The sequence below is a fragment of the Bifidobacterium sp. wkB338 genome, from assembly GCF_003688325.1.
Taxonomy (GTDB): Bacteria; Actinomycetota; Actinomycetes; order Actinomycetales; family Bifidobacteriaceae; genus Bombiscardovia; species Bombiscardovia polysaccharolytica.
In genome coordinates this window covers 21,599-43,921 of sequence record NZ_NPOR01000038.1, presented here as the reverse complement: position 1 = coordinate 43,921, position 22,323 = coordinate 21,599, and the positions used below count along the sequence as shown (strand labels likewise).

The 22,323-nt window shown below is 59.1% G+C and carries 19 protein-coding genes and 3 tRNA genes; 15 read left to right on the top strand and 7 right to left on the bottom strand.

The window, feature by feature from the left end:
- The first annotated feature begins 181 nt into the window (after window positions 1-181).
- The 3 genes from CI603_RS06880 (at window position 182) to CI603_RS06870 (ending at window position 3,111) form a co-directional block, all read left to right on the top strand.
- Window positions 182-1,093, top strand: a complete 912-nt coding sequence (locus CI603_RS06880) for a CHAP domain-containing protein (RefSeq protein ID WP_121913559.1) — start codon at window positions 182-184, stop codon at window positions 1,091-1,093.
- Between the two features lie 70 nt (window positions 1,094-1,163).
- On the top strand, window positions 1,164-1,892 hold the full coding sequence (locus CI603_RS06875; RefSeq protein WP_121913558.1) for a C40 family peptidase: 729 nt from the start codon (window positions 1,164-1,166) through the stop codon (window positions 1,890-1,892).
- 172 nt (window positions 1,893-2,064) lie between these two features.
- On the top strand, window positions 2,065-3,111 hold the full coding sequence (locus CI603_RS06870) for a universal stress protein (protein ID WP_046323252.1): 1,047 nt from the start codon (window positions 2,065-2,067) through the stop codon (window positions 3,109-3,111).
- Between the two features lie 90 nt (window positions 3,112-3,201).
- On the opposite strand, the gene CI603_RS06865 is transcribed toward CI603_RS06870, so the two are convergent.
- Entirely contained in the window at window positions 3,202-3,615 is a 414-nt protein-coding gene (locus tag CI603_RS06865) for an OsmC family protein (RefSeq protein ID WP_110425687.1), read from the bottom strand.
- A gap of 142 nt (window positions 3,616-3,757) precedes the next feature.
- Here CI603_RS06865 and CI603_RS06860 point away from each other — a divergent pair, with 142 nt between their 5' ends.
- From CI603_RS06860 to CI603_RS06850, 3 genes are all read left to right on the top strand, one after another.
- Entirely contained in the window at window positions 3,758-4,633 is an 876-nt protein-coding gene (locus CI603_RS06860) for a thymidylate synthase (RefSeq protein ID WP_121913557.1), read from the top strand.
- Between the two features lie 89 nt (window positions 4,634-4,722).
- On the top strand, window positions 4,723-5,391 hold the full coding sequence (locus CI603_RS06855; protein ID WP_121913556.1) for a dihydrofolate reductase: 669 nt from the start codon (window positions 4,723-4,725) through the stop codon (window positions 5,389-5,391).
- Complete coding sequence (locus tag CI603_RS06850; protein WP_121913555.1) at window positions 5,391-5,930, top strand: low molecular weight protein-tyrosine-phosphatase; 540 nt, start codon at window positions 5,391-5,393, stop codon at window positions 5,928-5,930. Before CI603_RS06855 ends, CI603_RS06850 begins: the two co-directional genes overlap by 1 nt.
- 596 nt (window positions 5,931-6,526) lie before the next feature.
- Here CI603_RS06850 and CI603_RS06845 read toward each other — a convergent pair.
- The 3 genes from CI603_RS06845 to galE form a co-directional block, all read right to left on the bottom strand.
- Window positions 6,527-6,602: transfer RNA gene (locus CI603_RS06845), tRNA-Phe, on the bottom strand.
- Between the two features lie 47 nt (window positions 6,603-6,649).
- A tRNA-Asp gene (locus CI603_RS06840) sits at window positions 6,650-6,723 on the bottom strand.
- Between the two features lie 72 nt (window positions 6,724-6,795).
- Window positions 6,796-7,806, bottom strand: coding sequence for a UDP-glucose 4-epimerase GalE (gene galE / locus CI603_RS06835; protein WP_121913655.1), 1,011 nt, complete (start codon window positions 7,804-7,806; stop codon window positions 6,796-6,798).
- A 149-nt stretch (window positions 7,807-7,955) separates the two neighbouring features.
- Here galE and trmB point away from each other — a divergent pair, with 149 nt between their 5' ends.
- The 4 genes from trmB to CI603_RS06815 all read left to right on the top strand — a co-directional run bounded on the left by trmB (window position 7,956) and on the right by CI603_RS06815 (window position 12,933).
- Entirely contained in the window at window positions 7,956-8,768 is an 813-nt protein-coding gene (trmB, locus tag CI603_RS06830) for a tRNA (guanosine(46)-N7)-methyltransferase TrmB (RefSeq protein ID WP_121913554.1), read from the top strand.
- Window positions 8,769-8,809: 41 nt separating this feature from the next.
- Entirely contained in the window at window positions 8,810-10,831 is a 2,022-nt protein-coding gene (locus CI603_RS06825; RefSeq protein WP_121913553.1) for a translation factor GTPase family protein, read from the top strand.
- Between the two features lie 125 nt (window positions 10,832-10,956).
- Window positions 10,957-11,343, top strand: coding sequence for a VOC family protein (locus CI603_RS06820; protein ID WP_121913552.1), 387 nt, complete (start codon window positions 10,957-10,959; stop codon window positions 11,341-11,343).
- 57 nt (window positions 11,344-11,400) lie between these two features.
- On the top strand, window positions 11,401-12,933 hold the full coding sequence (locus CI603_RS06815; RefSeq protein WP_183122278.1) for an FGGY-family carbohydrate kinase: 1,533 nt from the start codon (window positions 11,401-11,403) through the stop codon (window positions 12,931-12,933).
- Between the two features lie 364 nt (window positions 12,934-13,297).
- On the opposite strand, the gene CI603_RS06810 is transcribed toward CI603_RS06815, so the two are convergent.
- The 3 genes from CI603_RS06810 to CI603_RS06800 form a co-directional block, all read right to left on the bottom strand.
- Window positions 13,298-13,369 (bottom strand) — tRNA-Glu (locus CI603_RS06810).
- Window positions 13,370-13,473: 104 nt separating this feature from the next.
- Entirely contained in the window at window positions 13,474-14,472 is a 999-nt protein-coding gene (locus tag CI603_RS06805; RefSeq protein WP_121913550.1) for a peptidoglycan bridge formation glycyltransferase FemA/FemB family protein, read from the bottom strand.
- 115 nt (window positions 14,473-14,587) lie between these two features.
- On the bottom strand, window positions 14,588-15,484 hold the full coding sequence (locus CI603_RS06800) for a glycosyltransferase family 2 protein (RefSeq protein WP_121913549.1): 897 nt from the start codon (window positions 15,482-15,484) through the stop codon (window positions 14,588-14,590).
- Window positions 15,485-15,574: 90 nt separating this feature from the next.
- On the opposite strand from CI603_RS06800, the gene CI603_RS06795 reads away from it, so the two are divergent.
- The 5 genes from CI603_RS06795 (at window position 15,575) to dacB (ending at window position 22,308) form a co-directional block, all read left to right on the top strand.
- On the top strand, window positions 15,575-17,014 hold the full coding sequence (locus CI603_RS06795) for an AI-2E family transporter (RefSeq protein ID WP_121913548.1): 1,440 nt from the start codon (window positions 15,575-15,577) through the stop codon (window positions 17,012-17,014).
- Window positions 17,014-18,240 (top strand): glycosyltransferase family 2 protein, encoded by a 1,227-nt coding sequence (locus tag CI603_RS06790; RefSeq protein WP_121913547.1) that lies wholly within the window; start codon window positions 17,014-17,016, stop codon window positions 18,238-18,240. The genes CI603_RS06795 and CI603_RS06790 overlap by 1 nt, the downstream gene beginning before the upstream one ends.
- A 53-nt stretch (window positions 18,241-18,293) precedes the next feature.
- The gene (locus CI603_RS06785; RefSeq protein ID WP_121913546.1) at window positions 18,294-19,139 is read left to right on the top strand and encodes an ABC transporter ATP-binding protein; all 846 of its coding nucleotides are present in this window, start codon (window positions 18,294-18,296) and stop codon (window positions 19,137-19,139) included.
- Complete coding sequence (locus CI603_RS06780; RefSeq protein WP_121913545.1) at window positions 19,136-20,767, top strand: hypothetical protein; 1,632 nt, start codon at window positions 19,136-19,138, stop codon at window positions 20,765-20,767. The genes CI603_RS06785 and CI603_RS06780 overlap by 4 nt, the downstream gene beginning before the upstream one ends.
- Before the next feature lie 89 nt (window positions 20,768-20,856).
- Complete coding sequence (dacB, locus tag CI603_RS06775; protein WP_183122277.1) at window positions 20,857-22,308, top strand: D-alanyl-D-alanine carboxypeptidase/D-alanyl-D-alanine-endopeptidase; 1,452 nt, start codon at window positions 20,857-20,859, stop codon at window positions 22,306-22,308.
- The last annotated feature ends 15 nt before the right edge of the window (window positions 22,309-22,323 follow it).

Here is a 22,323-nt window from a genome sequence, read left to right as displayed (position 1 = left end):
TAATCCTAGAGTATTCCGTGGTTGTCGAAGATGAGCGACCACCGAAGCCATGCTTGAGTACACCAGTATGGACAATTCAGGTCATTTGGCCTGGATTCTCGCTTGCGTTATGGTGTTCCCTTGTGATGGTTCGTGGTACGGCACGAAAGTCGCGTCGGAACATAAACGGGAGTGATTCTAGATGAAGCATGCTGCGCACGGGGCTTCGGCCAGGCGGGGCACAGGTGTCGGCAGTCGGTCGACCGGCCGATCGTCGGGCATAACCCAGGCAGCTGGCATTGAGGGTCTTGATGATGCCCTGGCAGCCAAGCTCAACGAGGTGGCCCCTCGGACCCGTCGTTCTATCCGTCTGGCGGCCAAGGCCTCAGCCCGTCGCTCTCATATCATGACCGGTTCGGCCCTGACTGTCCTGGTCGGTGCTGCCGCTTCCTCCATGGCGGTCAGCCAGGCTCGGGGCGACTGGTCCTTGCCTTTGGCCGACAGTGTCGCAATCAATTTGGTCACCCCCTCATCCTCAGTTGGTTCGTCCAGCGCAAGTGGTGGTGCAAGGGTCTCCCGCTCTGATTACCGTCAGCCCCTGCCGACGGCCTCACAACGCAACGAGGGCAGCTGGGAGCTGGGTGAATCCGAACTCGATGCCGGGCAGATGTCCAAATCCCTGGCCAACAATCCGGTCGTGGCTGTGCTGATGGATGCCAACCGATCAGTACTGCCGGCAGGGTTCAATCCCAACCATGTCACTGGAGATGTGGGCAACGCCTATGAGTTCAGCCAGTGCACCTGGTGGGTCTACGTCCGTCGTCACCAGTTGGGACTGCCGGTGGGCTCGCACATGGGCAATGCCAAGGACTGGACCGGCTCTGCCCGCACCCTGGGCTATTGGGTGGACAATACGCCGCGCAATGTCGGCGATATCGTGGTCTTCCAGGCCGGCCAGGAGGGTTCGGATTCCACCTATGGCCATGTGGCCATCGTGGAGAAGATCAATCCCGACGGTTCCATCGTCACCTCCGAGTGCAGTGCCAACATGAACGGAAAGACATATTCTCGCACCTTGTCCAATGTGCACGCTCTGAACTACATCCACTACTGATCCTTGACTGCGCGGATCGTGTCCTCTTGTGCTTGGTCCCTGTGCCCGATACGTGATAGAATTGTGAGCGATGAAAAAGACACGCAAGTATGTGAGCATGATGGCAGCTGCCACAATCTGTGGCATGCTCTCCATCGGTATACCCGCCGTGGCCCAGGCCAGTGACGGCAGTGAAGCCGCAGTCACTTCGTCGCGTTCATTCACCCCCGGCAGCAAGGTACGTGCCGACCTGTTGACCGAGTCGACGGCTACCACCGTCGAAAAGGACAGCAGCTGGGGTGGCATCGAGTCTTTGAGCGTTCCTGCCACCAAGTCTCCTGCCGAGAAGGATGCTGAAGCCAAGGCCCAGCAGGCTCAGGAACAGGCCCAGGCTGCGGCCAGTCGGCACCAGTCCTCGCAGCAGGTCAGTCGTTCGGCTGCTCGTAGCAGTACAGTCAGCACAATCACTGAAGTGCCGGCCACTGGCAGGGGCGCAGATGTGGTCAACTACGCCCTTCAGTTCCAAGGGATTCCTTACGTGTTTGGTGGGACCGATCCAGCCACGGGTTTTGACTGCTCTGGTTTCACCCAGTATGTGTTCGCTCACTTCGGCATCGGCCTGCCCCGCACAGCCGATGCGCAACGTTCAGTTGGTGTGCCGGTCACGGATCCTGCTCCTGGCGACCTGATTGTGACTCCTGAGGGTAGCCATGTGGGCATTTATGTTGGCGGTGGCCGCATGATTCATGCCCCGGATGTTGGCCGGACCGTAACAGTTGAGAAGCTTTATCGGGCTTTCGAGTATCGTCGTCTGGTCTGAGACATATTTGTGAATGTAACCTCAACGCCCCCTTGTGGGGCGTTTTGCATATTCAGAGTCGAAGTTCCTCGCGTGTTGGCCCTTGCCAACTTATCGATCAGGTCTGCATGCGATATTCTGGCAGAAAGAGCGGTGTCGGTTTGTCATCGCCAAGTTTAAAGGAGGTCGTCGGATGAGCAACGACAAGGCTGTTCTGGTAGGCGTCGATGGCTCGGACGCCAGCTACAAGGCGGCGTGGTGGGCCGCCAACTACGCTAAGCATGCAGGGTTGACCCTGCAAATCGTCTGCGCATATTCCCTTCCCTCTTATGCGGCTGTCTCTTTCGATGCGACCTACACCACCATGGGAGACGACGTAGCGGCTCACAACGACGCCCAGGAGATTCTCTCAAAGGCCAAGGCCATCGCCGATGAACAAGGTGTCGGTGCAGCCACGCTGATTGTGACGGGGGATCCCTCCTCGGTCTTCGTGGAGCTGAGCCGCAACTACCGGCTGATTGTCATCGGAAACCGGGGCAAGGGCGGCTTGGCTGAGCGGCTGCTGGGCACCACAAGCTCCAGCCTGCCCGCCTATGCCTACTGCCCTATCGTGGTCGTTCCCTACACCGACGACGATGGCAACCTGATGCATTTGAGCAACGACATCAAGCGGGTTGCCGTGGGTTCCGACGAGTCTAAGTGGGGTCTTAAGGCATTGCAGATTGCCGCCGCTTTCGCTGACAGCTGGAATGCCGAGCTGGATGTGATGTCGGCAGTGCCCAATATCTCCGGACTGACCGGCACGGGCTCGGCCGAGGAGCGCAGCGTCATGGACTCCTACCTGGATGATCTCAATACCCGAATCACTCCGCTCATGAAGACCTATCCCGATCTGCGCATCAACAAGACCGTGGTGCCAGGGTCTGCCGTAGAAGCCTTGACCCAGGCCAGCAAGACCCATGACGTGGTCGTAGTCGGCTCACGGGGCCGCGGCGGCTTCACCGGGCTCCTGCTGGGATCTACCAGCCAGGGCCTCCTGCAGCATGCGGTCAGCCCCGTTTACGTGGTGCCGCGCAAATATGTGGAGGCCGAGGAATCCGGTCTCAAAGCCGCAGCCGACGCGGCAGAAAGCACGGATGTGGCCGATATCACCGGAGTAGAGAAGATCTCTGTGGATTTGGCCAAGCCCGAGCAGCTGGCTGATCTGGAGTCGACCATCGATCCCGAGCATAAGGAGTAAGGCGGTCGATTCAACGGCAACATCGACGAAGAGCGGGGACCCCCGGAGTTCAATGAACCTGGGGATCCCCGCTCTTTTATGGCTGTCAGATCAGTGGCGAACCTTGACGGAGATCCTGACCGGGGTCTCCCGCTGATAGGTATGCGCCACAGTGCAGGACTTGGCAATATGGCGGCGGACCCGCTCCTCCAACTTGTCCGCATCCTCCTGGGCCAGCCTGGCCGAAGTGGCATCGACGTCCACCTGCTCGTCGAAGCTCAAGTAGGCGTCGTCGTCGGAGTCATAGGTGCCGTCCACCACGATTTTCGCCCCCTTGCCCTTGCCCAGGGCGCTCTCCACGGCGAACTGGCTGGAGAGGGCTCCGCAGGCGGCCAGGGCGATCTTCATCAGATCGCCCGGGTTGAACTGATCCTCGCCCTTGCCGAAGGTGATGTGGGCCCCATTGTCGCCATAGGCGTTCCAGGTGCCGTCCTTGTCGCGTTCGACCCAAAGTCTCTTGCCCATCTGTTCCTCCTTGTCCGGCACCCGGCGGGTGCGTCATCCGGGTCCGACCCTGTGGCCGGACCTGCTCTTCCAATCTAACCCGGACTGTGCGATTCGTCACCGGGGCGCGCTCAGCTGACCGAGGACTTGATAGTATGGCCGCATGGCCTTGACTTCCGAAGAACTACAGCGTATTCGTACACGTATCCCTGAGCGTCCCGACTCGGACATTCCCACCCCCTATGAGGACTTGGTGCGCACCATCCTGCGCGAGGGCACCCTGAAGTCCGACAGGACGGGGACCGGTACCATATCCCTGTTCGGGCGGCAGATGCGCTTCGATCTGTCGCATTCCTTCCCCTTGATCACCACCAAGAAGGTCTACTTCCGGGGAATCGCCTACGAGTTGCTCTGGTTCCTGAAGGGATCGCAGAATGTGCGCTGGCTGCAGGAGAACCGCGTGCATATTTGGGACGAGTGGGCCGACCCGGAAACCGGGGATCTGGGTCCGGTCTATGGGGTTCAGTGGCGCAGCTGGCCCGCACCGACGCCAGAGGACCCCCATCACACCATTGACCAGATAGCCAAAGTGCTGGATCTGATACGTACCCATCCGGACTCCCGTCGAATGATCGTCACTGCTTGGAATCCAGCCCAGGTTGACAGCATGGCTCTGCCACCCTGCCATGCGCTCTTCCAGTTCTATGTGGCCGACGGCAGGTTGAGCTGCCAGCTCTACCAGCGCTCCTGCGACATGTTCCTGGGGGTGCCTTTCAATATCGCCTCTTATGCCTTGCTGACCCTGATGATGGCCCAGCAGGCCGATCTTGAACCTGGGGAATTTGTCTGGACCGGTGGCGACTGCCACATCTACGACAACCATGTGGAGCAGGTTCTGGAGCAGCTGTCGCGCAATCCTTATCCCTATCCGACCATGCGCATCCGCAAGGCCGACTCCATCTTCTCCTATCAGTACGAAGACTTCGAGGTAGTGGATTATCAATGCCACCCCGCCATCAAAGCCCCGGTGGCGGTCTGATGGTGCGCTGAGCCGAATACGGGCACCGTCGAATCCGAAGATTAGAATGTTCTCGTATATCTACTCACTATGAGGAGTGAACGCAACAGATGGAGCATGACAATAGTCGAAGTGGCTATCACGAACCCGAGCCCGGTCAGGCCGGGCTTCTAGGCGATGAGGATTGGCGGCATCAGGAAGAAGAGATAGGCCGCCGCTCATCGGTCAATATGATCTGGGCGCAGGCGCAGGCCACTGACGGTCGGCGTGGCGCCATCGGTTACCACAATGCGCTGCCTTGGCATCTGAGCGAGGATATGCAGCACTTCAAGGAGCTGACCGTATCCCATCCTGTCATCATGGGGCGGCGGACCTGGGTCTCCATGGGGGAGCGACCCCTGCCCAAGAGGGACAACATCATTCTATCCAGTGACCCAGGGTTCCATGCACCAGGCGCCACTGTGGTATCTGCTGCCGACGATGCTCTGGAACTGGCCAGGCAGGAAGCCATTCCTGATGATGGGATGGATCGTAGCGAAATCTGGATCATCGGCGGCGCAGGGGTCTTCAGCACCTTCTTTCCGCTGGCTGATGCGGCCTATGTGACCGACCTGGATCTGCGGACTCCAGCTGATGTCTTTGTGCCTGATATGGAGGAGCTTGTCAGCAAGCGGTTCTGGCAGGTGTGCGACGAGAGCCGTTGGATGACCCCTGCCAAACCAGACCAGGCGGATGCCATCCGGCGCTTCCGGTACATCACCTATGGGAAGGTGCGTTGATGGCCCAGAATTCTGGAGGAAAGGCTTCACGGGGCCCTTACAACGTCATGACCGTCTGCACCGGCAACATCTGCCGGTCACCCATGGCTGAGATCATCCTGCGTAAATTCTTCCAAGATCGCGGACTGGATGAGGACCAGGTCAGGGTGGAATCCAGCGGGGTAAGTGACGAAGAGTTCGGCAACCCCATAGATCGGCGAGCTCAGAAGGTTCTGCGCGAGCGGGGCTATGAGGTGCCGGCTGACCACTTCGCCCACCGGATCACCCGGGAGGAGGCTGAAGACGCGGACCTGCTCCTGCCCATGACGGCCGACCATATGCGCGCTCTGCTGCGTCTGCTGCCCTCAGGCAAGCGATCCGCTGTGCACCTGTACCGCAGCTTCGACCCGGATCTGCCCAAGCCAGCGCCGGGCCGGGAAAGCCAAATCGATCTGGTGGACCCCTGGTATGGCGGCCCACATGAGTTCGAGGTGGCCATCGATCAGATTGAGCACACCGCGCCTTACATCGTCGACTGGGTGGTGCGTCAGCTGTCCTGAATGCACGAAGCGCTCCTCCGCTTGCTGCGATTACTCCACCACTTATTGCATCTGTAGCATTGCTGTGCAAGTGGCCTGGGGACAATCCCCTGGTTTCCGTAGGTTATTTCACTACCCCGGAGGGTCTCCAGGCCTTGGTGCAAGGCTATCACGTGCTCTCCTGGTCTGGTGGGTGCGAGGCGTTACGGGTGTGACGTGCATGGGCAGGCTGTAGAGCTTGCGTTCGGCTTGTTCAGCGGTGTTCGTCGGTGGCGGTACCGGGCGTTTGCACAGATTGGGCCTGTTCGATCCCTGTCGTCGTAGGCTTCGACACCGGCAAAGATAGGGATGTGCAGGATAGCCAAGTATGTGAGGGGCGTGGAGTAGTTCTTCAGGAATCCGACAAGATGCACAGCAACCCGAGCATGACACGGATTTGTGCATGCAGCGCAACCTGTACAGGAGCAGGGCCGCTGAGGAGCTCCAATGTATTGTTTGGGGATGTTCTGGGATGAGGTGAATATGCTGGGGAAACGCTGGGGTCGGTTCTGAAAATCGAAAAGGCCAAGAAAACAGAAACCCCTCAGGCCCGCCGTTCCAGCGAGTGGGGGATTTTATGGTGGCTCCGAGCGGGATCGAACCGTTGACCTAGCGATTTTCAGTCGCTCGCTCTACCAACTGAGCTACAGAGCCATGAATAGTCGAAAAGACCCTGACAAACCGGGCTAGACCATTCCCAGCGACTCCGGCCGGACTTGAACCGGTGACCTCCGCCGTGACAGGGCGGCGCTCTAACCAACTGAGCTACGGAGCCGAGGCTGCTCGAACAGCCAAGAGGAAAGTTTACATGAGCGCCGGAGGAATGCAAGCTCCGGCGCGTCGCTGCCTAGTCCTGCTGCTGCCAGCTATCGGTGTCGATGTGGTGGGAAGGGTTGGCCTGCCAGGCCTTCCAGGCTGATTCAACGATCTCCTCGACGCCGTACTTGGCATGCCAGCCCATTTCGGTGTTGATTCGGGTGGGGTCGCCGATCAGGTGCGGTGGGTCGCCGGCGCGGCGAGGCTTGATGGCCTCAGTGAAAGGCAGACCCGTCACCTTCTTGACCTCGTCTACGATCTGGCGAACGGATGTGCCCTGGCCAGTGCCCACATTGAAGGCATCGTAGCGGCGCTGGTCGCGGTCCAGGTAGTCCAGGGCGGCGATGTGGGCGTCGGCCAGGTCGGAGACGTGGATGTAGTCTCGCACGCAGGTGCCATCGGGGGTGGGATAGTCGTCACCGAAGATGGCGGGAGCCTTGCCCTGCCGCAGCCTGTCGAAAAGCATGGGGATTAGGTTGAGGACGGCCGGGTCCTCCAGGCTGACTGGTCCGCAACCGGCAACGTTGAAGTAGCGCAGGGCGCAGAAGCGGATGCCGTAAGGTTGCTCGCAGGCCCGGGCCATCCACTCGCCGACCAGCTTGGTCTGGCCGTAGGGGTTGATGGGGACCATGGGCTGCACGTCTTCTGGGACCACGTCGACCGGCGGCTCGCCGTAGGTTGCGGCTGAGCTGGAGAAGACCAGCTTCTTGGCATCGGTCTTTGCCATTGCGGATAGGACGTTGATCATGCCGTTCAGGTTCTGCCGGTAGTACCAGATGGGCTTCTCCACCGACTCGCCCACCTGTTTGCGGGCGGCGAAGTGGATGACCGAGTCGACCTTGTTCTCCCCGATGATCTCAGCCAGACGTTGATCGGCCCCAGGCGCCGCCACGTCAGCGCCGTAGAGACGGGCATTGCCGATCCGATCGGGTTTGCCATAGCTGAGGTCATCGACCACGACGACCTCCTTGCCGGCCTCCTGCAGGGCGTGAACCACATGGGCGCCGATGTATCCGCAGCCGCCTGTAACCAAAACTGACATCTGCATGCCTTTCCTGTCGAAAACCGGACGTAAGGGACTGTTCGGTTTTGCAATCTTTTGTTATTTTTTGTTCTAGATTGAGTATATCACGGGCACATGTTAGCGCTATGCCCGCTTGTATCCGCTTTCTAGGATATATATGAGCTGTGATGAGTGCAGAAAAACAGAGCAAAGCCCCCATGCGGTCCATCGTCTCCTATGTGAGGCGGTCCGAGAAGCTCAGCGACCGGCTGGCGAGGGCTTGGGCTCAGTATTCCTCCAGATACCTGCTCGATTTGGATCAGGCTGATGGTTCGTTGACGGTTGCCGAGAATCTGCGTTGTGATGCAGCAATGGTCAGGTCGATCTGGGGGCGGGATGCCCCGCTGATCGTCGAAATCGGATCAGGCAACGGGGAGAATGTAGTGGCCGCGGCCCGGGAGCACCCTGATCGGAACTACCTGGCCCTGGAGGTCTATCAGCCGGGGTTGGCCCATACCATGCTGATGGCTGGTAAATCCGACCTGGATAATCTGCGGCTTGCCCAGGTCAACGCCCCGGACCTTCTGGCCCGGATGGATACTGGGCTGATCAAGGAGGTCTGGACCTTCTTCCCCGACCCCTGGCCCAAGATGAAGCACCACAAGCGTCGTCTGGTCCAACCGGCTCTGGCTGATGACTTGGCGGAGTGTCTGGAACCTGGTGGCCTCTGGCGAATCGCTACTGACATCGAGGATTATGCTCTGCACGTGCATGAGGTCATGGATGGGAATCCGAGATTCAAAAACCTGGGCAATCTGCGAGTCAGTCTTCCCACCCGGCATGTCGGCAAAGGGACGGCCGATCAGGCCAAATCCCTGCCTCATGCCATTTTCATGGAGTCAGCGCGTTTCGATGGCAGAATCGTAACCAACTTCGAGCGCAAGGGGATCGAGGCCGGCCGTGTCATCCACGACCTGACTTATCAGGTTTTGGCAGACTGACTACAGAGTGTGCATAAACATGAAGAGCGAGGGAGGCCCCGATGGTCAAGAGGATAGTGGTGGGAATGCTGGCCCATGTGGACGCCGGCAAGACCACGCTCTCGGAAGCCATGCTCTACCGGGGCGGACGAATTCGCCGTCTGGGCAGGGTGGACCATGGCGATGCCTACCTGGATACCAATGATCTGGAGCGTCAACGTGGCATCACCATCTTCTCCAAACCGGCCCGGTTGACCTATCGCGATGTCGATCTGACCCTGATTGACACACCCGGCCATGTGGATTTCTCAGCCGAGATGGAGCGGGTTCTCTCAGTCTTGGATTATGCTCTTCTGGTCGTCGATGCAACAGCTGGATCAGAGGGGTATGTCGATACGCTGTGGCGACTTCTGGCACGCTACGGGGTACCCACCTTCATCTTCATCAACAAGTTGGATGCCCCTGGTGCTGATGCCGCCCGCATTCTTGAAAGCTGCAAGCAACGTTGGTCTCCGGACTGCCTCGATTTGAGTCGTGGACTTGAACATGGCGATATGGAGGATGTGGCCCTGCTCGACGAGGACGTCATGGACGAGTACCTCAAGACCGGGGGCATATCGGATGAGAGCCTGGCAAGACTGGTCGCCGACCGCCGTCTCTTCCCCTGTTTCCTTGGGTCCGCCTTGCGTCTGGACGGGGTTGACGCCCTCCTGGAGGGGCTGGAGCGGTACACCCTTTCGCCGGTGTACGGCAAACAGTTCGGTGCAAGGGTGTTTAAGGTATCGCATGATGACAAGGGTGCCAGATTGACCTGGCTCAAGGTGACCGGTGGCGAGCTGCCGGTCAAATCCTCTTTGGCCACTGAGTTCCGTCATGGAGATGAAGCCAGCAAAGAATCGGGTTCTGTTGCGGAGGTGTACAGGACAGCCGGAGATATGGGGAAGAACGGACGCGTTGAGACCAGGGAGACGGTTGATCAGCTTCGTGTCTATTCGGGAGATTCCTATAGGTTGACGGACTGCGCCCAGGCCGGAAGCATCGTGGCGGCAACCGGCCTTGACCTGACACGTCCAGGGCAGGGGCTTGGGTGCGAGCGGAAGGATCTGACTCCTGTGCTGGAGCCGGTGCTGTCCTATGCAGTGGAGGCCGAAGGGGTGGACCCGCACCACTTGTTGAGCGCCTTGCGCATCTTGGAGGATGAGGATCCCCTCCTGCATGTGGCCTGGCAGGAACAGCTCCAAGAGATTCACCTGCGTATCATGGGCCAGGTTCAGTTGGAGGTGATTCAGGAGGAGTTGGAGCGGCGGTTCGGCATGCAGGTCTCCTTCAGCCAGGGCGGAATCCTCTATAGGGAGACTATCGCGGCCCCCGTTGAAGGCGTTGGACATTTCGAGCCCCTCCGCCACTACGCCGAAGTCCATCTGCTCCTGGAACCTACAGAGCCAGGCAGCGGTCTCAGTTTTGCGTCGACCTGCAGTCTCGATCGCCTGGACGGGAACTGGCAGCGGCTCATCATGACCCACCTTGCGGAGAAGGAGCATTTGGGAGTTCTGACGGGTTCGCCCATCACCGATATGCGCATCACCCTATTGGATGGCCGCGGTCATATCAAGCACACCGAGGGCGGGGACTTCCGCCAGGCCACCTACCGGGCCGTCCGGCAGGGGCTGATGAAAGCGCACAATATACTTCTGGAGCCCTGGTACCATTTCAGACTCACTGTTCCTCAGAAGAATTTGGGCAGGGCCATGTCGGACATCTACCGGATGAAGGGCAGCTTCTCGGAACCGCAGGCAGACGGGGATACTGTCGAACTGGAAGGGGATGCGCCAGTATCGCAGATGCGTGATTATGCCATCCAGGTCAGCACCTACACCCATGGCCGCGGACATCTGACCTGTTTCTTCAACGGGTATCGTCCCTGCCATGACCAGGATGCTCTTGTGGATTCCATCGGGTACGATCCCGAGTCCGACCTGGAGAACACCCCTGACTCGGTCTTCTGTGCCCACGGAGCTGGATACGCGGTCAAATGGAACAAGGTAGAGGACTTCATGCACCTACCCGGCGGCCAGTACATCTGAACCATAGCCTTAAGGATTGTGCTTGGTGATCCTCGGCATCGAGGGGCACTATCGAGGGGCACTGGGGAAAGGTCATTCTGGGCGGTCTGCCCTTATTGGTTGATGATTCACCTAGAATTACGGACATGATTGATCATCTGACGCTGAAGGTTCGGGATATCCGGGCTTCCATCGATTTCTATAGCAAAGCCCTGGCACCATTGGGGTACGTGGCCAAGGCCCACCATGAGCCCACCATTGGGTTCGGTGCTGAGGATGATGGAGCCCACTCAGACTTCTATCTGACACCAGGCGAGGACGGGACCGGTTCACCGGTGACGCACATAGCCTTCAGGGCCGCTGATGCCGCAACGGTAAATGCCTTTTACAGGGAGGCGCTCGCTGCCGGGGGCCGTGACAATGGTGCTCCCGGGCTGCGTGATTATCATGCCGGGTACTATTCTGCTTTCGTCTTGGATCCGGATGGAAACAATGTTGAAGCAGTGGTGGACTGGTCAGGTTCCCAAGGGTAACCGCGTCGGTCCACATACGGGATCATGTCGGCATCCGGGCGGCTGGGAAGGCCTAGGATGACCGGTATGACCTATACAGCCGCATTCGATGTGGGCACTACGCAGGTCAAGGCCGTTCTTGTGGATGAGCAAGCCACTGCCAAGGTGTGCGCGTCCAGCGGTCTTCTGCCCATTGACACAACTGGCGGACGTGTCGAGCAGAATCCCGAGGATTGGCTGCAGGCCTTCATTGAGGTGTCCCGTGACCTTTTGGCTAAAGCTGGGAAGATTCTTGAGCACTTCAAGAGCGACCAGGTCACCGGCATCATCATGAGCGGACAGATGCAGGACCTGATCGCCTTGGATGCGCAGGGGCAGCCTGTCGGGCCGGCGATCCTGTACGCGGACGGCAGGGCCGAAGAAGAGTCTGCTGAGCTGACGGAAATGTATGGGGCTGATTCCTTCCGCGCCCGAGTGGGGAATCCGTGCGATGGGTCCCTGCCTGTAGCCAAGCTGATGTGGATGTCCAGGCATCAGCCTGACCGGTATGCGCAGGTTCGCCACGTGCTCATCGATGCCAAGGATTATCTGATTTGGTGGTTGACCGGTGCCTACTGCGGCGATATGACGGCCTGTTCGACGGCAGGCGCCATGGATTTGTATTCGGGCAAGTGGAGAAAGGACATCCTGGAGGCATCTGGCCTGGATGCCGCAATCTTTCCGGAACTCTATTGGCCATGGGAAAACGTTGGCACGAGCACGCCGGGCGCATCCGCTGCCACGGGATTCGCTCCGGGAACTACGGTCTATGCAGGAATGGGGGATGCCGGGGCATCTACCTTGGCTGGTGGGGTATTCCATCCCGGTCAATGTAATATCAACCTGGGCACATCCGGGTGGATTGCCACTGTGACAGAGCGGGCAGTAACCGACCGCACTGGAATGGTCAATCTGGCCTATCTGGGCACTGGCAGCATTATTAATACAGTGCCTTTCTTAAATGCAGGCAACGTGCATGCCTGGGCTACCAGGGTCTTTGCAGGGGGCAGTCCGGCCGGGGGCGACGGCGACCCCTATAGACGCATGGGGCACTTGTTGGAATCCAGCCCTGCAGGAGCACGCGGTGTGATTTGCCTGCCCTATTTGGTGGGTGAGCGCTTCCCGATGATGAACCCCTCGATTCGAGGAGCCTATGTCGGCATTTCTTCCGGGACCGAGGCATGCGACCTCGCCCGAGCCGCGTTGGAAGGCGTGTCCTATTCGATTCGCCAGGGGCTCGACCTACTGGGTACGCCTATCGAACGAGTCACCCTGATCGGTGGTGGCACCCGCGAACCCCAATGGTGCCAGATGCTGGCGGATATCCTTGACGCGCCCGTTCAGGTGCTTGATGACGCCCACCTCATGCCTGCAGTGGCCTTGGCTGAGCTGGTCTCTGTTGTCAAACAGACTGGATCGTCTTCCCGGCTCGATCTGGAGGCCTTGAAGAAGTTGGTGGAAGCGAACCTTGCGGAACGTGTCTATTCTCCCAACGAAGCAAATCGCCAAGTGTACGAAGAAGGTTACAGCCGGTTCCAGCGGCTGTATCCTGCTTTGGATTCCCTCAGGTAAGCGTCCTCGGATGCATTTGTTCCTCATGGTTGGTGAGGACGATTCAGACTGGCGTAATGATGGGCTAGTGAATGATACGGAAAATCTGCAACCCTCTCAACCTTTGGGTCGCAGGTAAACCGGTGCACACTGCTGACAACAATTCTGGCCGTTTTCACAGGCTCACAGACTGCACCTTGCGAAACTGCCGAAATTCAAACAAGTGAGCCTTCATCTTCCCAGCTGATTTCCGTCGAGAGTGATTTGAAAGTGTGTGCCGGCATCGGCCCTGCACAGATTGCAATAGCCGTATTCAAGACTTGATGAGAAATATGTAGTTAACTGCACATCACTGTTTTATGGCCACCTTGGGCCTTCTGGTTTGTACCCCCGGAGAGAGTCGAACTCTCGCTGTCAGATTGAAAGTCTGGTGTCCTAACCGTTAGACGACGGGGGCGAACGAAGCCATGGTACTCGATACCCCTGGACCATGGCAAGTGCCGACCTGTCGCAGGTCGGTTCGAGTGAGGTTCAGGGCAGTGTGTCGCCTGGCCGCCTGGGCTACTTCTTGATAAAGGCCTGGTACCGTTCCTGATCGAGAACCTTGTCGATTTCGCCTATATACTCGACCCACTCGTTGTTATGGGTGAACCCTCTCTTGAACTTGTAGAGGCCGTCACTGTCGTCAAAGCCGAATATGCCGCCGAAGTCATAGCGCTTCTTGCCGCTGGCAATCGCGTGTTCGATCTGCGCCCACTGGACCAGGTAGGGTGCCATGTAGTTGCGCATGATGTTAAGGCTGCCGCCATACATGTACCACGACTTGTCACCGAACTCGAAGTTGAGGGCACCGGCGATCGCCTGGGAATCAACTCGGGCCAGGTAAATGCCCAGAATTCCCTTACCAGCGCAGTTCTGGACCATTCTGTCGAAGTAGGCTTTGGGGCGGTAGGCGATGCCATGGCGTTGGCTCATCACCTCATAGGTGTGGTAGAACTCGTCCATGGCCTCCTGAGTCTCGTCGCGCTCCACCTTTACCCCCTTGCGTCCAGCCAAACGGATGTTGTAGCGGGTCTTGGAATGGAAGGTCATGATCAGGTCATCCGGATCTACACCGTCAATGTCGAGGACCACATTGAAACGGGGCTGGGTGGTGGCATGGGCCTCCTCCTTGGGGAGGTTTCTGTTGCGCATCATGTAACCGTCAGCCTTGAGCCTGGCGTTGAGATCGTCGTCGAAGGGGACTTCAGGATCCAGGCGGAGGAGGAAGCAGTTCCGGGCCTCCAGCTCCGGCATGGCCTCCTCAACGAGGGCATTGAGGGTATCTACGTCGAAGCGGTCGCCTACCGGACCCTTGGTGGCGTATGCGAAGCCGTCGATGGTCAGAACCGACATGGCTGCTCTCGGGTTCTCAAGGGGGCCCAGATAAACGTAAAAACTGCCCCAGTTGCTCTTGATCCTGCCCCATTCAACGGACTGTGTTATGGAGGTGAAAGGTGCCTTTCTTACATAATCCTCATATGCGTCTATCCGTGAATCATCAGCGGTCAGAATCGGCATTATCTAAACTCCTCAGTAATTCCTCTTTTATCTTTGCTACAGGGGGGAAGCATCGGCCCAAAGAGGATTCAATCATTGCAAATCTTAGTCTGCTCAAAGGATATAAGGGCTGGCTTCACCGGTCATCGTCCGAACCCAGCTCCTGGTCGCGACGGTGAAAGAGCTCCATTTGTTCGCGGATCCAGACACGTTCCGCAGGATTGATGTCGGCGGATTCCAGGTACTTCTGGTAGACGGGGTAGAAGGCTCGCAGAATTGGGTAGATAGCGTAAAGGGTGTGTTCGGGCTTCTGCTCCCTGGTGTGTTGTGGGTGGGCGTCGAAGGTGTTCTTGAAGCGTTGCATGTAGTGGCGGAAGGATGTGAAGGAGGTATCCATGCGGCGAGCGCTGATGCCCACGTTCATGTCTTTGCAGTAAACCGTCTTGAACCCCTGGTCGATCAGGTGCAGGGAGATATCGACATCCTCATGCATGATGTCCTCTTTATCCCTGCAGACCTGGTTGCGTATGGCCCGCCAGGCCGTGGCGCGCAGGGCCATGTTGGATCCGTAGAGCAGGTATTGCCCGTCGTCGGCCCGGTAGATGGCCCGGCGGATGGTGTTGTCGCCCTTGAGCCCGATCTTCTTGCCTGGCATGTCATAATAGGCCACTGGTCCAGTGGCGCCCATGGCTTTTGGATCACGGGTGAAGACGCCGGAGACCACCTCGACCCAGTTCGGTCGCAGCATGCAGTCCGCATCGATTCGGCCCAGTATGTCGCCGGTTGCCCGGTCAAGTCCGTAATTGCGGGTGGGGATCAACCCTTGTTCGCTGTCCTGATGGAGAAGCTTGACATGCTGGTCAGGGTGCTCATCAATGAAGTGCTGGACGATGGAGGCCGTTGCGTCCGTGGAGTGGTTGTCGACTACCAGCACCTCCTTGGGTGCCTGGCTCTGCCTGGTGGCGTTCAGTAGGCAGTCTTCAATGCGTTCTTCCTCATTCCAGGCGGGTATGACTATGGAAACGGTCAACATACCCCTCAGGATACGTGTGCCCGGATACACCGTCGGCTCAACCTGCGCTCAATAGCCCGCCATGTCAGCCATCTTGGGATAATGGAACATATGGCCAACGAGCAAAAGCAGCGCTTCGATTTCGCGACGGTCTTCCCGCCCAAGGGGGATCCACGCCGACCTCCGGAATGGTTCGGCCGCGCCCTACTCTACGTGGTCATAGCCGTCTTCCTGGCCTGGTTCGCCTACTCCTCCTGGTGGAAGATCGAATTCCTGGTCTTGGACGTGGTGATCGCCATCTTCGTCTCCCTGGCCATGGAGCCCCTGGTGCTCAGGCTGGTCAAGCATGGCTGGCGGCGAGGAGCGGCCTCGGCGGTCACCCTGATAGGTCTGATTATTATTGTGATCGTCCTCTTGGGTATGTTCGGCAATCTGCTGGTCCAGCAGGTCATCGGCATGGCCAACGGGCTGCCGGCCCTCTATGAGCAGGTGGCGGAATTCATCGCCAGCCGCACCCCTTGGCACCTGCCGGCCATGCAGGATCTGGGCGGGGAGATCGTCAAGAATATCCAGACATCCTGGGTGACGGACTTCGCGGGGCAGGCCTTGACCACCACCGTGGGGCTGGCAGGGTCCTTCATCAATATCATGACCGTCCTGCTGGTCATCTACTACATCTCGGCAGCAGGCCCCAAGCTGCGCCGTAGCCTCTGCCAGTGGCTGGCCCCCAGGAGCCAGCGTCGTTTCCTCTTCGTCTGGACCATCGCCCAGGACCAGATCTCCAGCTTCCTGTTCAGCAGGACCATTCTGGCGCTCATCTCCGCAGCCTGCATGTCGGTCTTCCTGGTCATTCTCAAGGTGCCCTACTGGTTGCCGCTGGCCCTCTTCTGCGGGCTGGTATCCCAGTTCGTGCCTACCATCGGCACCTACATCGGCGGGGCCGTCCCCATAGTGGTGGCCTGGGGGAGCCGTGGACTACTGGTGGCTGTGATTGTACTGGTTTACATCATCATCTACCAGCAGATCGAAAACATGATTCTGGCCCCCAAGATCTCCCAGCGGACCATGGACCTCAACCCTGCCATCGCCTTCCTGTCCGTACTGGCACTGGGCGCGGTCTTCGGTGCCCTGGGCGCCTTCCTGGCCCTGCCTCTGGCGGCCAGCTTCCAGGCCATCTTCTCGGCTTCGGTCAAGCATTACGAGCTGATTGATTCTCCGCTTATGCAGGATCCCAAGCCGGTCGGCAAGTCCAAGGTGGTCGAAGGTGTCGAGGCATTCAACGAGCACGTGGTCCAGCCGGTGGCCAGCCACGTGGGTAGCCGGTCCGCCAAGGGAACCAGCGCCAGGGTTCGAGTGGACGACCCTGTCATGACCATTGCCAGCCAGCTTTATCCGACATCCTCGCCGACGGCCAAAGATCTGGATGAGTCGGCTACGATGCCTATACCCAAGTCCGCCTCGGCCCCGGTAAAGCACAGGCCGCTTAAGGGTACCGAGACCGGGGACGAGGCCTCCGAGGGGGAGGACAATCCCCGCAAGGAGTGGCGCTGATGGCCCTGCTCAAGGTATTGGACGTACTGATGATGCTGCTGGGCGGGGTAGGCATCGTCTATCAGGCCATCTGCATCGTCATCTCCTTCGTCTCCAAGCCGGTGGTCTTTCCCGATGCGCCCTTCGACAAGCGGTTCGCCGTCCTTATTTCCGCCCGCAACGAGGAACACGTGGTCGGGCATCTGATCAACTCCATCAAGGAGCAGACCTATCCATTCTCCATGGTCGACATATGGCTGGTGGCCGACAACTGCACCGACAACACCGCCGGACTGGCCAGATCACTCGGCTGCCATGTGGTCGAGCGGCAGGACCCGAACCGGGTGGGCAAGGGCTACGCTCTGACCTTCCTGCTGGAGCAGATACTCGATCGGGGTCTTGACTCCTACTATGATGCCTACTTCGTTTTTGATGCGGACAACATTCTGGACCGCCACTACATCGAGGAAATGAACAAGGCTTTCCAATCCGGCTTCCGCATATTGACCAGCTACCGGAACTCGGTCAACTTTGCGGATAACTGGGTTTCCTCGGGTTCGGCCCTATGGTTCATCCGTGAATCCCGGTTCCTCAACACCTCAAGGATGGTCATCGGCTCCAGCTGCCATGTGGGCGGCACCGGGTTCATGTTCTCCAGAGAGGTTATGGAGCGCAACAACGGTTGGAAGTTCCACCTGCTGACCGAGGATTTGGAGTTCACCATGGACTCGGTTCTGCACGGCGAGCGCATCGGCTATTGCGGCACCGCCATCCTCTATGACGAGCAGCCGGTCACCTTCAAGCAGAGCTGGCGGCAGCGGCTGCGCTGGAGCAAGGGCTTCCTTCAGGTCTTTCGCTACTACGGGCCTGCTCTGATTTCCCGGGCCTTCCGCGAACGCGATTTCTCGGCCGTTGACCTGACCATCCTGATCTGCCCTTTGACAGTTTTGGGGCTGGTCCGCTGCTTCTTCGGTCTGCTCTTCCCGGCTCTGGGTTTCGTGACTTGGACCAGCCAGATGACCACCCTGATTGATGGCATTGCAGCCGGGATTCTGGGCCTCCTGGCCATGATGGGCCTGGCTGCCCTTACCGTGCTGGCCGAGCGCGACAAGATCGGCGCATCCAACAAGGAGCTTTTCGCCTACTGCCTGAGCTTCCCCATCTTCATGCTCAGCTACGTGCCCATTTCCTTCCAGGCTATTTTCGCCAATCCAGGATGGAAGCCCATCGAGCACTCAGGACATTAAGGCCAGTAGTCCTTCAATCGGCAGCGAGACGGGCATACGGTAGACTTAAGGCCATGTCCGATGAAGCGCAAACAACCAGTATGACCGCCCAGACGGCAATGGTCCCTCCGCCAGATACACAGGCAGCGGTCTCTATCCGCGCCCTGGTCAAGTGTTATCAGGGCCGGCCTGCTGTCAACGCCCTCTCTCTGGACATCCCCAGGGGGTCCTTCTATGGGATAGTTGGCCCCAATGGCGCAGGGAAGACCACCACGCTGAATATGATGACCGGACTTCTGGTGCCCGACTCCGGCAATGTCATGATTCTGGGCAGGGACGTGTGGTCGGACGTGGATACGGCCAAGCGGATCATCGGCGTCATGCCCCAGGGTGATCAGATCTTCGACAGGCTGACAGGTCTGCAATTGCTGGTCTATTCGGGCATGCTTAGACGGATGCCGCGTAGTGAGGCGCTGGGCCGGGCCAGGGACCTGCTGGAGGCCTTCGACCTGACTGATGCCGGCGGCAAGCGGGTCTGCGATTATTCATCGGGCATGACCAAGAAAATCTGCCTGGCCACAGCCATGATCCATTCTCCTAGACTCCTGGTGCTGGATGAGCCGTTCGAATCGGTTGACCCAGTCTCAAGCGCCAATCTCAAGGACATCCTGGCCGAGTATGTCGATACCGGGGGAACAGTGGTCATTTCCTCGCATGTCATGGCCCTGGTGGAGCGGATGTGCACCCATGTGGCCATCATCGACCATGGTCTGGTTCGGGCTGATGGCACGGTGGCCCAGGTCGCTGCAGGCGAGGATCTGGAGGATCGTTTCCTGGAGCTTGTCGGCGGCCGTCACCAGGCTAAGCGAATCGCTTGGCTGAACGGCTCCGGATCCGAGGAAGACCGGGAGGCGGAATGAGCACGGCATCCACCATCATCGCCATGCGTTGGTCCATTACCTGGAGCACGATCAAGCACTCCTCCTGGCAGATGGTCGGAGCCATCATCAGTCTGCTCATGGTCATAGGCATCTGCCTGGCCTCATGGCAGGCTTCACTGACACTGGGAGGCTGGCTGCCCAGTGCCGGTTCGGGCGACCGGCAGCGTATGGGAACCTTATTGGTCCTGTTCCTGGTCGGGCTGACTCTGGGAGTGGTCCTGATTCAACTGGCCTTCCTGGGCCAGGGGTCCATCCTGAGCCCCTCGCGATTCGTCCTTTACGGGATACCTGACAGCCAGCTGCAAGTGGGGCTCTACCTGGCCGGGCTGACTGGGCCTACGGGATTGACTGGCCTCGTCTGCTTCCTGGCCCTGACGGCCGTCTATGCCCGCATGGGTGTCGGAGCCGCGATCGTGGCTTTGGTCGCCGCCCTCCTGGCTGTCATGGTGATGCTGGCCCTATCCCGGGCTGTTTTGGACCTGGTCGGTACCTTGATGGTTTCTCAGCGCTCCCGATCCGGGCTCTATCTGTTGGTCACCGTGGTGATCATGCTTTTGTGTCTGCTGCCTTCTTTACTGGACAGCGGGATTATAGATGGCATGGCAGTCGACACTGACTCCCTCAAATCCACGGCCGACATACTGGCCTGGACGCCATTGGGTGCCGCTGTCCGCCTGCCGGAGGATTTCCTTTCGGGATCATGGTGGGCTCTGCTCGGACGGCTGTGTATGGAGCTGGCCACCCTGGCTCTCTGTTTCATGATCGGCATGCTGTGTCTGCGTCATAACCGTTTGTACGCAGGGGCGAGGGCTGAACGGTCGGGTGCACCCAAGGGGCTGGGGATGCTGGGCCGGTCCCGGGACACTGTGGATGCCATGGCCGCGCGATTGCTGATTTATCTTCGTCAGGATCCGCGCAAGCTTGCCAGCTATCCGCTTCTGCTTGTTGTGGTGATTCTATACGCGGTGATCTTCCGTCAGATGCCCATGTTGCTATGGTTGGGACCGATCTTGGGCGCCCTGATGCTGGAGATTCCCGAGGGCAACGCCTTGGCCTATGATGGGCTAGCCCTGCGTATGGAGATAGCGTCAGGAGTGAAGGGTCGTGAGGACCGGCAGTCCCGTGTCCGCAGCCATCTGAGTGTGGCTCTGCCCTGCATACTCCTGCTTGGATTGGTGACTTTGGCACTCTCCGGGGCAATGAAGGGCGGGCGAGATCTGATCATCTCCTTGGATATGCTGGCTGTGACCGTAGGATTGCTCCTGTCTGGGCTGGGAGTCGCCCAGATTTTCTCGGCCCTGCTGATCTATCCGGTGCCTTCTATGGACCAGCCCTTCACGTCACCGCAGGGACGTGCTGTTGCCCAAGGCTTCCTGCCAATGCTGCAGTTGCTGGCTAGCCTGGTGATCATGCTGCCCACCTTCTTGGTGACATTGCTGGCCATGACCACGGGCGGGGTTCTTCCGCTCTGGCTGCCTGTGCCGGTCGCATTGGCGAACGGCCTGGTTATGCTTGCCGTAGGTGTCGCTTTAGGGTCTCGGATCTTCGATCGTCGTCAGTCGGCCATTCTGCTGACTCTGGATCGCTATGCTTCTCTGCAGTCCTGAGACAGCGACAGGACCAGTACTAGGCTAGTTGGATGATGCCGACCGAACCGAGCCGAATTCGGTTGGCGAATGCAAGTCCGGGAGAGCAATTGGGTGACAGACATCAGCAGCGCATGACACGCCGTCGTCAGATCAAGCGACGCTGGCGGGTGGCCTTGGCCATGCTTTTGGCTGTCATACTGGTCGTCGGCTATGCTGGCATGGATCTGGCTGACCTAGTGCCTGGACCGCTGACTTTGTCCAAGACCAGTCATTCTTCGGTCCCCCCTGCTGTCATGATGGGCGAACCGCCGACCTTCGCCGCCAACAAGCCCGGGTCCGCGGTGGATACCGGTCAGGTCCAGCAGCTGGTCAACGCTTTTGCCGACACACCGGGCATAGGCAATGCATACTCGCTGGTCGTGCGACAGGCTGACGGACGGGTGCTTGCTCAGAAGAACGCCGACCAGGCACGCCAGCCGGCCTCCACCATGAAGACCTTGACCGCAGCCGCAGCCGCCTCCGTTCTGGATATGTCCTCCCAGCTGGACACTGAGGCGGTTCTGAATTCCTCTTCCTCCTCGCAGGCGACGCTGACCCTACGCGGTCACGGCGATATGCTGCTAGGCGCCGGCAAGGACGATCCCCTGCACGTCAACGGCCGGGCAGGACTGGGAACTCTGGCCATGAAGACGGCCCAGGCCCTGCACAAGCAGGGGGTCGGCCGAGTGACCTTGGCTTACCAGGACACGCTTTTCGGCGACGACCGAGCGCCGAAGGGAATCGAAGAAAACAATGCTGATGGAATCTACTTCCAGGAGCCTGTCGCTATGGCCGTGGATGAGGCCAGGCAGGGACAGACCGAGCCTGTTGCCTATCCAGATGCAGGCGGTGTCTACCTGCCTAGGGTTCAAAATCCGGCAGGGGCTGCTGCAGCGGTCTTTGCCAGTCGCCTGATGGAGTCCGGGATTCAGGTGGACAATGCACAGGAGCCGAACAGGATCGACCATGCCCAGGGCAAGGTTCTGGCCCGTATCAGCTCGGCACGGCTCAGCGAGATCATGTCGCTGATGCTGCGCAATTCCGACAACAGCCTGGCTGAGCTTTTCGGCCGCCTGACCGCCTTGGCCCTGGACATGCCCAACAGTCCAGCCGGGGCTGTGAAAGCCGTGACCAGCACGCTGAACAAGCTTGGTGTGGACACTGCGGGCCTCAATATGGCCGACTGTTCGGGGCTGACCCCTGGCTCAAGTCTAAAGGTGGGAACCTTGGTGGACGTTCAGCAGCTGGCCCTGTCCGAGAAGGGGCTGACCCCCCTGGTCAAGGGTCTGTCGGTGGTGGGGCTGACCGGCACGGCGGCCAGACGCGAAATAGACAATCAGGCCGACGGGCTGATCCGGGTCAAGACCGGCACCTTGGATCAAGTGACTTCACTGGCAGGCAATGTGATTCGACGCTCAGGCGGTGTTCTGGTCTTTGCTGTAGTCGTCAACGATCCCGAGGATGTGGCTGCTGCCCAGCAGGCTGTGGACACCTTGGTCGGATCCCTGGATCGGCTCTGAACGGGAAGATGCCTG